The following is a 12,306-nucleotide window of genomic DNA, read 5'->3' as shown; positions in this document are numbered from 1 at the left end:
GCGTCGCCTCCGATTTCTGAACTTTGCGATGTCTCTCGTACTCCGCCGAACCGTCCTCACGTTCGTTGCCGCAGCCTCGGTTGCGGGCGCCGGCCTCGTCCACGCGCAAGCCAGTGCGCCGCAAGCCCCTGCAGTGTCCACGGCTGCATCGGGCGGCACCGTCGCTGAACTGCAGCAGTTGCTGGCGCAGAAGCGCCTGACCGAACTGCGCACGACCTACAACGGCGACTACGGCACGAGCCTGCTGCTGGTCAACGAAGACACCACGGCCTACGTCGCGCTGTCGTATCGCAAAGAATTGTGGCGTGTGTACAAGTTTGCGTCGGTCGCTCCGGCCGAGGGCGCGTACGAGACACTGGCCAGCCAGACCCAGACGTGGGCCGAAGATGATCTGCGCCGCGCCGTCACGGCGGGCCAGAAGGCGCAATTGGAGCGCGAAGCCCAGGCAGCTCAGCAGCGCGCCGCATCGCTCAGCCAGGAAGTGCGCATCATGCAGGCGCAGCGCCAGAAAATGCTGACCGAACAGCAGACCATGCGTCAGGAGACGAAGGCGCTAGACATCGAGCGCCGCGCGTATCAGACCCAGGTTGAATCGCTGCAGCAACAGATCCGCCTGCTGGAAAAGCAGCTCAACGATCCGCACTGGTCGCCGGCACCGTAACGTCTTTGACGGCACCCTCCTGGCCTGCGCAAGAGCGGCGGGCCAGCGACCTCTCCGCCTTCGATGCAACGCGCATCGCCTTAAGAACGGTCTGATCGACCACCGTCCATCTGCCGCTTAGCATGGCGCCTGCTTGCGCGGCCGGCTTTGCTTTGACGTCCGCTGCGGCCATCAGCGGAGACGGACTTGGAATCCCCCAACTTCATCATCGACGGACACCTGCGCCTACCGGGCTTGGTGCGCATGCCGCCGCCCTTCGGGCCTGCGCTCGACAGCGCGCAGCCCAGCCCCGCGACACAGGTGAGCGCATCGTCCGATCCGGTAGCCCACACGTGCGGTGACGCCGGTACAGCCCGCCATGGGCAGTGGCGTCAACGCATGACTGTGCTGTCGTTTGGCATGGCATGTACTTTGGCGGCCGCGCTGCTTGGCTGGCAGACCGGGCAGCATCGGCAGCCAGCCGCAGAGTGGGATCAAGCAACCGTGGCCGCCATCGCTCCGCAGACCGTACCGCCCCTTTCGCTTGAGCATTCCGCTGCGACGCCGGCGGCGTCGGCGGACCCCAATGAAGCCACGGAGTCCGCGGGGGCTCCCACGGCCGTAGCCGCAGCCGACGTGGTCCAGGCACCCGACATGGCGCTCGACGAAACGGAAGTCGCCACGCCGGTCATCGCCGCAGCAGCGCCGGCCGTAACGCAATTGCCGGCGAGACCGAGGCGACCGCGCCCCGTGGTGCAGGCCGCCGTGCCCGCGTCGACGCCGCCGAAGTTGCAGGGCTCGCCCGTATTGCACGACGAAGCGCCAGCGGCCATCGAAGTCGAGTGGGCAACGGCCGAGACGGCGCCGATCACCTCAGCCTATGCGGCCCCGGGCACGCCGGTGCGCATCGAGCTGCAATGGCATACGCGCTTCACGGACTGACCAGAGCGCGTGTCGCCACGCCGGCTCAGTGCAACTGGCCGCCCGTCTCGCGTACGTCGTGCAACGTGCGCAACGTTGTCTCGATGGCGATGCGCAGGCCGGTGACGATGGTGTCGTGCGCCATGCTCGGTTGCCCCGGGTGCTTGGCGGCCTGCGACGGGAGATATGGGATGTGGATGAAACCGCCGCGCGTCGGCAGCTTGTGACGGGCGATGGCATGCATCAACCCATAGAAGACGTGGTTGCAGACAAAGGTGCCCGCTGTCTGCGAGACGGACGCAGGAACACCGCCCGCACGCAGTTCGCGCACAATCGTCTTGATCGGCAGCGTTGAAAAATACGCGGCCGGCCCGTCACTTGCGATGGCGATATCGATCGGCTGCTTGCCGGCGTTGTCGGCAATGCGTGCGTCGTCGACGTTGATGGCGATGCGCTCGATGGCCATCTCGGCACGGCCACCGGCCTGCCCCACGGCGATCACCACATCCGGCTTCAACGTCTGCAGCAACTTGCCGAGCACTTTGTTGGATTCACCAAAGATGGTCGGCAACTGGCGCGCGACGATGTCGGCGCCTGCGATTCCCTGCCCGTCGAGGGTGCGCACGGCTTCCCACGACGGATTGATGGGTTCGTTCTCGAACGGATCGAAACCGGTGACGAGGACGGTAGGCATGACGTTCTCCTGCTTGCTGCGTAAGACAAAAACGATGATAAACGTCCGTCGAACATCATGCCCAAGCGCGTTGCGGCGTCAGTTTGCCTTGCTGCGCTTGTTCTCGAAGTTCAACAGGATGTCGACTTCTTCCGTGCCTGCGGTGTGCAGCCATTCGCGCGTCAGACGCTCGCCCAGGCGGCGCATATCGCCCTGCAGCGTCACGTCGGGATTGAGCACGCGCACGCCGGTCTTGGCGAGTTCGGCTTCATCGCGCTCGTAGGTCTGGCGGCTCGAATCCCAGCCGCGCGTCTCGTAATCCTTGGCGAGCTTGAGCACGGTCTGCTGCATCGCGGGCGACAGCTTGGCGAAGCGCGCCTCGTTGATGAACACGGCGTTCTTCGGAATCCACGCATTGACCTTGTAGTAGTAGGTCATGCGCTGGCCAGCCTTCGTCTCCAGACCGGTGGACGGCGAGGTGACCATGGTGTCGATCCGCCCACCGGCAATCGCGGCGGTCAGATCAGCGGCTTCCACCTGCACGGCCTGGGCACCATACAGCTCGGCAATGCGCTTTTGCGCCGCGTTATACGTGCGCAAACGATGTCCCTTCAGGTCGGACAAACGGGCGATCGGTGTTTCGGAATACAGGTTCTGCGGCGGCCAGGGCACGGCGTACAGCAGACGCAATCCGTTGGCCTTCATCAACGCTTCGATGTGGCTGCGCGAGGCATCCCACAGCAGGCGCGCATCGTTGTAGCCCGATACCACGAAGGGAATCGAATCCACGCCGAACAGCGGATCGCGCTGGGCCAGCGTCGAAAGCATCACTTCGCCCGCTTCGGCCTTGCCGTCCTTGACGCCGTCAAAGATGGCCGCCGGCTTGAGCAACGTGCCGTTCGGATAGACCTCAAGCTTGAGCCCGCCGTTTGTGGCGCTGCTGACGGCGCTGGCAAAGGCCTGCAGGTTTTGCGTATGGAAATTGAGGGCCGGATACGGCGTGGCCACTCGGAGCGTTTCCGCACAGGCTTGCCCGGCGGAAATCAACGACAGCGCGCTGGCTGCGAGAACACAAAAAAAGCGGCGTCCCGACATGGAACGGCCGCTCGTCATCTGGCTGCTCATGAATCCCCCCGGAGAAGAGCACGATGCGAGGTCTACGACCGCACACCCTGACTACCCCCTCGGGCGGCGATCACGTCTGGCGGCGTACGCCGGCTGTATTCCGCCAGCGTGACGCGCGCCGCACGCGACGCATTAAACACGATTAGTGCAGCATCAGGAAGTACAAGAGCACGATATTGGCTGTAAGCAACAGCAGCGCGGTGGGGACTTGCGCTTTGATCACAGCGTTCTTATCGGACAACTCCAGCAGCGCAGCCGGCACGATATTGAAGTTGGCCGCCATCGGGGTCATCAGCGTGCCGCAGTAGCCCGAGAACATGCCGATAGCCGCCATCACCGCGGGGTTGGCATGGAACACGCCCACCAGAATGGGCACCCCCACCCCGCCCGTCATGACCGGGAACGCCGCGAAGCCGTTGCCCATGATGACGGTGAACAACGCCATGCCCACGCAATAGACGATGACCGCGACGAGGCGATAGTCCATGTTGATGTAGGCGGTGGTCAGGTGCGCCACGGCCTTGCCCACACCGGCATCGGCAAAGACGAGACCCAGCATGGCCAGCATCTGCGGCAGCACCAGCGCCCAGCCGAGCGACTCCGTCAGCCGACGCGATTCACGCATGGCCTGCACCGGCGTGTCACGCGTCAACCAGCACGCCAGCGCCAGCGAGATGATGCAGCCCAGGCCCAGCGACACGAACGTCTGGTTCTTCGGATCGAGCAGCAAATCGCCGCCGATCTTCACGTCCTTCAGGAACACGCTGCCGATGACGGTGACCAGCGGAATGGTCAGCGCCGGGATGAACAGGCGGTTGCCCAGGCGCTTGGCGGATGCGCGGCGCTCTTCTGCCGGCAGTTCGCCATGCTTGCCCAGCGTCACGCCACCCGTGCCGGCCAGCAGCGCCATCACCACGGCCCCGATGCCCACCACGATCGGCGGGATCTTGTCGCCAACGAGGAAGATGACGGCGAAGATCGCCCAGAACAGGCCCGTGGTCCAGCGGCGCGGATGGTTCTTGTCGGCAAAGGTCATCAGCGCGGTGATCGTCAGGATGATCCCGGCCAGCCAGTACAGATAGTTGATCGACAGAATCATGGCTTACCCCTGCTTGGCCGCAGCCGTGTTGGTATTGCCGGCGGCGCCCCGCTGATTACCCATTTCACGGGCAAGCCAGCCGTCCAGGCGCTTGAGACGCACCGAGTGGATCAGGAACGCGCAGACCGCCGTCGGGATGCCCCACACCGCGATGTGCAGCGGTTCCACGTCGATGCCCGAGCCGAGCAGGAACGTGTGCATCAGCGCGATGGCGCCGAAGGCCACGAAGATGTCCTCGCCGAAGAACAGGCCGACGTTGTCGGTGGCGGCGCAGAAAGCCAGCAGGCGTTCACGCACCGGCGCCGGCAGCTTGCCGAAGCGGTTTTCAGCGGCGCCTTCGGCCATCGGGGCCAACAGCGGACGCACCATCTGCGGATGGCCGCCGAGGCTCGTCAGACCGGCGGCTGCCGTCAGCTCGCGCACGGCGAGGTAGACGATCAGCAGGCGGCCAACCGTGGCCGATTGAATGCGCGAGATCCAGTTCTGCGCGTGCTCACGCAAGCCGTGACGCTCAAGCAAACCCACCACCGCGAGCGGCAGCAGGATGATCAGCGGCAACGTCCGCGTCTTGATGATGCCCGTGCCGATCGCCGTCAGGATTTGGTCGATGGACATCGATGCCGCAAAGCCGGTGGCGATGGCGGCCACAGCCACCACCAGCATCGGATTGAATCGCAGGATGAACCCCGCGATGATGACGACCACCCCGATCAGCGGCCATAGATTCACTGCCGTACCCATGTGGTGCTTCCCCCCAAGTTAATAAAAAGCCCCGCTGGAAAACGGGGCCGTGGCTCAGGCGCCGGCGCGAACAGCGATGCCCTCGCTGCCAAGCCGTTCCCGAATGCGTCGCGCGAACGCCAGCGCGTGCGCGCCGTCGCCGTGCAGACAAACCGTTTCCGCGCGGATCGGAACCCACGTGCCGTCGATGGCCTTCACGCGTTGCTCGCGCACCATCGTCAGCGTCTGGTCGAGCGCAGCCTCCTCGCTGTCGATCAGGGCTCCCGGGGTGCCGCGTTTGACGAGCGAGCCGTCAGCGTTGTAGCCGCGATCGGCAAACACCTCTTCCTTGGCCTGCAGACCAAGTTCGCGCGCTGCCTTGACCAGTTCACCGCCGGCCAGGCCGAACACGACCAGCGAAGGATCGAAATCACGGATCGCGCGCACGATGGCGACCGCCAGAGGCCGGTCACGCGAAGCCTGGTTGTACAGCGCGCCGTGCGCTTTCACGTGGGCCAGCTTGCCGCCCTGCGCCCGCACGATGGCAGACAGGCCGCCGATCTGGAACAGCACGCCCGCGTAGATTTCATCGGGCGGGAGGTGCATCTCGGTGCGGCCAAAGTTTTCGCGATCGGGAAAGCTCGGATGCGCGCCGATCGACACGCCCTGCCGCAGCGCCCAGCCGACGGTCTGGCGCATCGTGTTGACGTCGCCAGCGTGCCAGCCGCAGGCGATGTTGGCGGAACTCACCAGCGTGAGGAGCGCCTCGTCGGTATCGCAGCCTTCGCCAAGGTCGGCGTTCAGATCAATTGCAGTCATGATGTTGTCTTCCGGTGCATCAGGCGTTCAGTCGCGTCTTGGCGGTGCGGTGCGCGCTCGACAGAATGCCCTGGCGCTGCCAATCCAGCGCGGTTTCAATTTGCTGCAGATACCGTGCCACGTCGGCGCGGGCAGCTTCGGCTTGCTCCAACGTCACGCGCTCGAAGCGCACGCGCGTGCCGAGCGGAATCTGCGCCAGGCGCCATTGGTCGGCAAGGATGACGGTGCCGATCTTCGGATAGCCGCCCGTGGTCTGCGCATCGGCCATCAGCACAATGGGCTGTCCGGACGGCGGCACCTGGATCACGCCCGGCACCACGCCGTGCGAGAGCAGATCGCCGCTGCGCTGCTTCTTGCGCTGGAGTTCCGGCCCCTGAAGGCGAAAGCCCATCCGGTTGCTGTTGGGCGTGAGCGTCCAGTCGGATTCCCAGAACGCGGCTTGTGCGTCGGCAACGAAATCGTCGTATTCGGGACCAGGCAGCACGCGCATGACGGGCGTGTCCTTCTGCGCGCGGTCGAATGTCCAGCGGGCTGCCTTCACGGCAACGGTATCGCCGCTGATGTCGGGGGCGTACGTCGTGTCTGCAGGCAACACCGGCAACCTGTCGCCGTCCTTCAGCGGGCGCCCCTCGAGGCCGCCGAAGCCGGCTTTCAGATCGGTGCTGCGCGAGCCCATCATCTCGGGCACATCGATGCCGCCGGCCACGCAAAGATATGCACGCACACCGCCCTGCGCCACACGCAAGGTCAGCGTCTGACCGCGCTGCACGGGGATGGCACGCCATGCATGCACCGGCGCGCCGTCAAGCGTGGCGCAGCAATCCGCGCCCGTCAGCGCGACCAAGCCATTGGCGTGGAAGCGCAGCGTGGCGTTGCCCAGCGTGAACTCGATGCCCGCCGCATCACTGCGGTTGCCGACCAGGCGGTTGCCCACATACAGCGAAAGCGGATCGAGCGCACCGGACGTGCACACGCCAAAGCGGCGATAGCCGGTGCGGCCCAGGTCCTGCACGGAGGCCAGCACGCCGGCCCGCACGATCTCGATCATGGGTTGGGGTTTCGAACTCATGCGCGCACCTTCGAGGCAACAAAGCGGATGCGGTCTCCGGGCGAGAGCAGCGTGGGGGGATTACGCTGCGGCATGAAGAGCGCCGCGTCTGTGCGGCCCAGCAATTGCCAGCCACCGGGGGATGCGGCCGGGTAGATGCCAGTCTGCTCGCCGCCAATGCCAACCGAGCCGGCCGGCACGGCCATGCGCGGCTCAGCGCGACGTGGCGTGGCGAGCGACTTGTCGAGCCCGCCCATGTAGGCAAAACCGGGCTGGAAGCCTAAGAAATAGACGATGTATTCGGGCGCGGTGTGACGACGCACGACTTCGGCCGTGCTCAGGCCTGTGTGCTTGGCAACTTCGCGCAGATCGGGACCTTCGTCACCGCCATAGGCGACTTCGATATCGACGAGTTTGCCGTCGGCCACCAGCGCCTGGCTTTCTTCCCAGGCCTCGCGCAGTTGGGTGGTCAATCGCTGCGCATCGGCCAGCGGGCCAAACACGAGCGTGAGGTTGTTCATGCCGGGCACCACGTCGACCACGCCCGCCCAGTTGGACGCGCGCGAAGCCATCGCCCAGATGCGCTGCTGGCAATTCAGGGTGGCCGGCGGCGGCACTTCGCACAACAGCGCCAGTTCGCCCAGCCGGTGAATCGTGCACTGCAACTTAACCCCCGTCTCGTGTGCGCCGTTGGCAGGAAGATCCCAGCAAAACGACGCGCGTTTGAAAACGAAAGCGATACGTTAATAAATTGTCGATAAATTCTGTATAAGAAGTAACCCTTAGTCGCTCAGGGCCAAGTCGCTGCTGAACGCGGTCCGACTGCACCCATCATAGGTGCCGGACACGATCAGCGTGACAGGCATGTTATGCCAAAGTCATATGAAAGGATGAAGACGCCCCTAGAACAAGAGGCGTAGATCGAGACCGGAAGGGAGGGTCAGGCGGCGGGCTCTTCGCGCGTGATGCGCAGACCCAGAAGGAGCGCGAGGATGGCGCATACAGCCATCATGCCCAGCAGCGGCAGCGCGGTCTGGCCGACGGCGGCGACCACCGTGCCGGTCACCATGCCGAGGCCGAATTGCATGGCGCCCATAAGCGCCGAGCCCGTACCCGCACGCGCGCCCTGCCCCGCCATTGCCAGCGCGCCGGTGTTGGGCGAGATGCAGCCGATCGACGCGACGTAGCAGAACAGCGCCGCCAGTACGAGTGGCAGCGGCGTAAAGCCAGCCGCGGCGGCGCCAGCTGCCAGCACGCTGGTGATGGCCGGCACCCACAACGCCCGCCGCAGCACGCGCGCCGGTGAGTACTTGCGCACCAATCGCACATTTACGCGCGAGGCAGCGATCATCCCGGCCGCGTTGCTGCCGAACACCCAGGCGTACTGCGACGGCGTCAGCCCATAACCGTCGATCAGCACGAACGACGAGACGGTGATGTACGCAAACATGCCCGACAGAAACACCGCGCCGCACCACATATAGGCGGCGTAATGGTGATCGCGCAGCAGTTCCCAGTAGTCGCGCAGCACGTGGCCGACTGCCAGCTTGCGCGCCTGCTCGGGCGCCAGCGACTCGCGCATCAGGTAATGCACCGCCACCAGCGACAGCACGCCAAATGCCGTCAGCAAGGCAAAGATGACCCGCCAAGTCGCGAACTGCAGCACCGCGCCGCCAATCATCGGCGCGAGGATGGGCGCCACCCCCATCACCAGCATCAGCGTGGAATACGCCTGTGCGGCGCCGGCCGGGTCCATGCGATCACGCACGGCAGCGCGAGCGATGACCATGCCCGCGCAGCCGCCAAACCCTTGCACGCCACGCAGCACGGTCAACATCGTGGCGTCCTTGGCGAAGGCGCAGCCGATGGAAGCGGCGACGTACATTGCGAGGCCGATATAGAGCGGCGGCTTGCGGCCGAAGCGATCGCTGGCGGGGCCGTAGATCAGCTGGCCGATCGCCAAGCTAATCAGAAAGACGGTCAGCGTGAGCCCCGCCGCGGCCGACGACGTATTCAGATCGCGCGCGATGGTCGGCAGGCTGGGCAGATACATGTCGACCGACAGCGGGCCGATGGCCGTAAGCGCGCCAAGCAGCAGGAGCCAACCGGGAATCGGACCGGGCATGCGGGATCGTGCGGGAGCGGGAGCAGTCATGAAGGGAGAACGAGACGCGGCGGACGGTAGCCCCGCGCCGGAGCAAACCGAGAACTTTAGCGCAAAGCGACGCGCCACGTGCGCGCACCGGCCAGGTGCAAGACTGCATGAGCGCCCCACCCAAGGGCTGCGCGTGCCACCTGCATACGTCGGCATGACAAGCTGGAACCGGCAAATGGCCCCGATAGGCCCGGCACGGGATTTGCACTCCGCCACCCCTCGTACGAGGCAATCGCCAGCGGGCCGAAATCGCGGTTTGGCACGATGTCGAACGATATAATTCCCGTTTGATGGCGAGCATCAGCCAACCATGATGATTGCTGCGATGCGTCGGCGCGAATCTGCGTCGGCGTCACCTGCTGTGAAGTGTCGTCAACAACCAAAAAGAGACCGCCTCCGCTGCATACCCTGCACGGTGAGCGGCACGGAAACCACGAGCCAACTGTTGTGACACCACTCCCACCACGCCTGTCGCTGACGGGCATGACCAAGCGCTACCCGAGCGTGGTCGCCAACGACGGCGTCAGCCTGACTGTCGCGCCGGGCGAGATCCATGCCGTGCTGGGCGAAAACGGCGCGGGCAAGTCGACGCTGATGAAGATCATCTTCGGCGCCGTGCAGCCCGACGCCGGCGAGATGCAACTCGACGGCCAGCGCGTCGAGATCGCCAATCCGCACCAGGCGCGCGCCCTGGGCATCGCCATGGTGTTCCAGCACTTCTCGCTCTTCGACACGCTCACCGTGGCCGAGAACATTCTGCTCGGCCTGCCCGCAGGCACCGACCTGCGCGACGTGGCTGATCAGGTGCGCAGCACGGGCGAGAAGTATGGCCTGCCGCTGGAGCCCCATCGCCATGTACATACGCTTTCCGTGGGCGAGCGCCAGCGCGTGGAAATCGTGCGTGCGCTGCTCACCAAGCCGCGCCTGCTGATCCTTGACGAACCGACCTCGGTGCTGACACCGCAGGCCGTCGAAAAGCTCTTCGTGACGCTGCGCAAGCTGGCGGCAGAAGGCACGAGCATCCTCTACATCAGCCACAAGCTCGACGAGATCCAGGCCCTGTGCCACACCGCTACGGTGATGCGCATGGGCAAGGTCACGGGCGTGTGCGACCCGCGTCAGGAAACGGCGACGTCGCTGTCGCGCATGATGATCGGCGGCGAGCCTCCGCGCGAGTTGCGCCCGCAGACCACACCGGGCGAAGTGCGCATGGAAGTGGCCGGCCTGTCGCTGCCCAAGGCCCACGCGTTTGCGACAGAGCTGCGTGACATCGCGCTGCAATTGCGCAGCGGCGAAATCGTCGGCATTGCAGGCGTGTCAGGCAACGGGCAGCAGGAACTGCTGGCGGCGCTGTCTGGCGAAGACACCCGCGCCCCGGCACAAACCATCAGCATCGGCAACGAGCCGGTCGCCAAGCTCGACCCGCGTGCACGCCGCAAGCGAGGGTTGTCTTTCGTGCCGGAAGAGCGCCTCGGGCGCGGCGCTGTGCCATCGCTGTCGCTGGCCGCCAATACGCTGCTGACGCATCAGCGTGCGCCGCAAGTGCGTGGCGGGCTCATCGACAAGAAGGCTGCGGCCAAACTGGCCACCAGCATCATCAGCCGATTTGGCGTGAAGGCCGGCGGCCCGGATGCATTGGCCAAGAGCCTGTCGGGCGGCAACCTGCAGAAATTCATCGTCGGCCGCGAAATCGAATGCGCGCCGCGCGTGCTCATCGTCGCGCAACCGACCTGGGGCGTAGACGTGGGCGCGGCGGCACAGATCCACAACGAAATCCTCGCGCTCAAGGCGGGGGGCTGCGCCATCCTCATCGTGTCGGAAGAACTCGACGAACTCTTTGCGCTGTGCGATCGCCTGCACGTGATCGCCAACGGGCGCCTCTCCCCCTCCACGCCCACGCACGCCACCGACCGCGAACAGATCGGCCTGTGGATGAGCGGCATGTGGGACAAAGCAACGGCTTCGGCAGCAGCAACCTCGGAGGTGCCACATGGCTGACGTCATGCATGGCAGCCGCCTGGCGCTGCCGGTTTCGCTGGAGCTGCGCGCGATTCCGTCGCGCACCATGGCCTATGCCTCGCCGCTGATCGCACTCGTGCTGACGATGGTGTTTGGCCTGCTGCTGTTCGCGTTGCTGGGCAAAGACCCCGTGGCAGGCCTGCGCGTGTTTCTGGTCGAGCCGCTGGCCAGCAAACGTGCGATTGGTGAAGTGCTGCTCAAGACCGTGCCGCTGGTGCTGTGCGCGCTCGGCTTGTCGGTGTGCTATCGCGCCAACGTGTGGAACATCGGCGCGGAGGGGCAACTGATCGTGGGCGGCATTTTCGCGGCGGCCACGATCATCTACTTCGATACGCCCACGCCCGCCATCCCCGGCGGCTTTGCGTTGGTGCTGGCCGTCGTCGCCGGCGTCATCGGCGGTGCGCTTTGGGCGGCGATTACGGCGCTGCTGCGCGATCGCTTTCATGCCAACGAGATCCTCGTCTCGCTCATGCTCACGTACATCGCGCAGTTGCTGCTGCTGTACGTGGTCAACGGGCCGTTGAAGGACCCGAACGGCATGAACTTCCCGCAGTCGATCGTCTTCGACAGCGCATTTGTTCTGCCGACGCTCGTGGCCGGCACGCGTCTGCACGTCGGCTTTCTGTTCATGCTCGTGATGACCGCGGCGATGACGTTGTTCGTCTTCCGCAGCTTCGCCGGCTACCGCCTGCAAGTGGGTGGGCTGGCGCCGCAAGCGGCCCGTTACGCAGGTTTCTCGTCGCGGGCGGCGCTGTGGACGGCGCTGCTGGTGTCGGGCGGCCTCGCAGGCATTGCCGGCGCCTTCGAAGTCACCGGGCCGATCGGGCAACTGCTGCCATCCATTTCCCCCGGCTACGGCTTTGCCGCCATCGTGGTGGCATTCGTCGGGCGTTTGAATCCGGTCGGCACCGTGCTGGGTGCGATCGTGATGTCGCTGTTCTACATCGGCGGCGAGCTTGCGCAATCGCGCCTGGGCCTGCCGTCGGCCATTACCGGAGTGTTCCAGGGCATGCTGCTGTTCTTCCTGCTCGCCTGCGACACGCTCATCGAATACCGCCTGCGCTGGCGCGCGCATCACTGATCAGGC

General features: G+C 65.4%; 12 protein-coding genes. 4 read left to right on the top strand and 8 right to left on the bottom strand.

Features of this window, described 5'->3' with window-relative positions; genetic code table 11:
* Nucleotides 1-28: 28 nt before the first annotated feature.
* Together BM136_RS00725 and BM136_RS00720 are read left to right on the top strand one after the other, a co-directional pair.
* Nucleotides 29-661, top strand: a complete 633-nt coding sequence (locus BM136_RS00725; RefSeq protein ID WP_092969420.1) for a DUF2968 domain-containing protein — start codon at nt 29-31, stop codon at nt 659-661.
* Between the two features lie 186 nt (nt 662-847).
* On the top strand, nt 848-1,582 hold the full coding sequence (locus BM136_RS00720) for a ribonuclease E (protein ID WP_254775590.1): 735 nt from the start codon (nt 848-850) through the stop codon (nt 1,580-1,582).
* A 25-nt stretch (nt 1,583-1,607) separates the two neighbouring features.
* On the opposite strand, the gene pcp is transcribed toward BM136_RS00720, so the two are convergent.
* The 8 genes from pcp to BM136_RS00680 form a co-directional block, all read right to left on the bottom strand.
* A complete protein-coding gene (pcp, locus tag BM136_RS00715) occupies nt 1,608-2,255 on the bottom strand; it encodes a pyroglutamyl-peptidase I (RefSeq protein ID WP_092969417.1) in 648 nt (215 codons plus the stop codon).
* Between the two features lie 78 nt (nt 2,256-2,333).
* Nucleotides 2,334-3,359, bottom strand: a complete 1,026-nt coding sequence (locus BM136_RS00710; RefSeq protein WP_092969414.1) for a TRAP transporter substrate-binding protein — start codon at nt 3,357-3,359, stop codon at nt 2,334-2,336.
* Between the two features lie 142 nt (nt 3,360-3,501).
* A complete protein-coding gene (locus BM136_RS00705; RefSeq protein WP_092969411.1) occupies nt 3,502-4,458 on the bottom strand; it encodes a DUF979 domain-containing protein in 957 nt (318 codons plus the stop codon).
* A gap of 3 nt (nt 4,459-4,461) precedes the next feature.
* A complete protein-coding gene (locus BM136_RS00700) occupies nt 4,462-5,199 on the bottom strand; it encodes a DUF969 domain-containing protein (protein WP_092969408.1) in 738 nt (245 codons plus the stop codon).
* A 54-nt stretch (nt 5,200-5,253) separates the two neighbouring features.
* Complete coding sequence (gene pxpA / locus BM136_RS00695) at nt 5,254-5,997, bottom strand: 5-oxoprolinase subunit PxpA (RefSeq protein WP_092969405.1); 744 nt, start codon at nt 5,995-5,997, stop codon at nt 5,254-5,256.
* A gap of 19 nt (nt 5,998-6,016) precedes the next feature.
* Nucleotides 6,017-7,066 carry a 5-oxoprolinase subunit C family protein gene (locus BM136_RS00690; RefSeq protein ID WP_092969402.1) on the bottom strand — a complete coding sequence of 350 codons (1,050 nt, stop codon included), beginning with the start codon at nt 7,064-7,066 and terminating at the stop codon, nt 6,017-6,019.
* A complete protein-coding gene (gene pxpB / locus BM136_RS00685; RefSeq protein WP_092969399.1) occupies nt 7,063-7,710 on the bottom strand; it encodes a 5-oxoprolinase subunit PxpB in 648 nt (215 codons plus the stop codon). The genes BM136_RS00690 and pxpB overlap by 4 nt, the downstream gene beginning before the upstream one ends.
* Nucleotides 7,711-7,985: 275 nt before the next feature.
* Nucleotides 7,986-9,200, bottom strand: a complete 1,215-nt coding sequence (locus BM136_RS00680) for a multidrug effflux MFS transporter (RefSeq protein WP_175537049.1) — start codon at nt 9,198-9,200, stop codon at nt 7,986-7,988.
* A 483-nt stretch (nt 9,201-9,683) separates the two neighbouring features.
* Between BM136_RS00680 and BM136_RS00675 the strand changes: the two genes are divergently transcribed.
* Both BM136_RS00675 and BM136_RS00670 read left to right on the top strand, forming a co-directional pair.
* On the top strand, nt 9,684-11,198 hold the full coding sequence (locus BM136_RS00675; RefSeq protein WP_092970670.1) for an ABC transporter ATP-binding protein: 1,515 nt from the start codon (nt 9,684-9,686) through the stop codon (nt 11,196-11,198).
* On the top strand, nt 11,191-12,300 hold the full coding sequence (locus BM136_RS00670; protein WP_092969393.1) for an ABC transporter permease: 1,110 nt from the start codon (nt 11,191-11,193) through the stop codon (nt 12,298-12,300). Before BM136_RS00675 ends, BM136_RS00670 begins: the two co-directional genes overlap by 8 nt.
* Nucleotides 12,301-12,306: the final 6 nt, after the last annotated feature.

It is taken from the genome of Ralstonia sp. NFACC01 (assembly GCF_900115545.1).
Taxonomy (GTDB): domain Bacteria; phylum Pseudomonadota; class Gammaproteobacteria; order Burkholderiales; family Burkholderiaceae; genus Ralstonia; species Ralstonia mojiangensis.
The sequence above is the reverse complement of the archived record's forward strand: the minus strand, read 5'-3'. Positions and strand labels throughout refer to the sequence as shown.

Excerpts from the sequence above, each read along its gene's own strand:
- pxpA (WP_092969405.1), bottom strand. The coding sequence starts at position 5,997 with ATGACTGCAATTGATCTGAACGCCGACCTTGGCGAAGGCTGCGATACC.
- BM136_RS00710 (WP_092969414.1), bottom strand. The coding sequence starts at position 3,359 with ATGAGCAGCCAGATGACGAGCGGCCGTTCCATGTCGGGACGCCGCTTT.
- BM136_RS00675 (WP_092970670.1), top strand. The coding sequence starts at position 9,684 with ATGACCAAGCGCTACCCGAGCGTGGTCGCCAACGACGGCGTCAGCCTG.
- BM136_RS00700 (WP_092969408.1), bottom strand. The coding sequence starts at position 5,199 with ATGGGTACGGCAGTGAATCTATGGCCGCTGATCGGGGTGGTCGTCATC.
- BM136_RS00680 (WP_175537049.1), bottom strand. The coding sequence starts at position 9,200 with ATGACTGCTCCCGCTCCCGCACGATCCCGCATGCCCGGTCCGATTCCC.
- BM136_RS00705 (WP_092969411.1), bottom strand. The coding sequence starts at position 4,458 with ATGATTCTGTCGATCAACTATCTGTACTGGCTGGCCGGGATCATCCTG.
- BM136_RS00670 (WP_092969393.1), top strand. The coding sequence starts at position 11,191 with ATGGCTGACGTCATGCATGGCAGCCGCCTGGCGCTGCCGGTTTCGCTG.
- BM136_RS00690 (WP_092969402.1), bottom strand. The coding sequence starts at position 7,066 with ATGAGTTCGAAACCCCAACCCATGATCGAGATCGTGCGGGCCGGCGTG.
- pcp (WP_092969417.1), bottom strand. The coding sequence starts at position 2,255 with ATGCCTACCGTCCTCGTCACCGGTTTCGATCCGTTCGAGAACGAACCC.
- BM136_RS00725 (WP_092969420.1), top strand. The coding sequence starts at position 29 with ATGTCTCTCGTACTCCGCCGAACCGTCCTCACGTTCGTTGCCGCAGCC.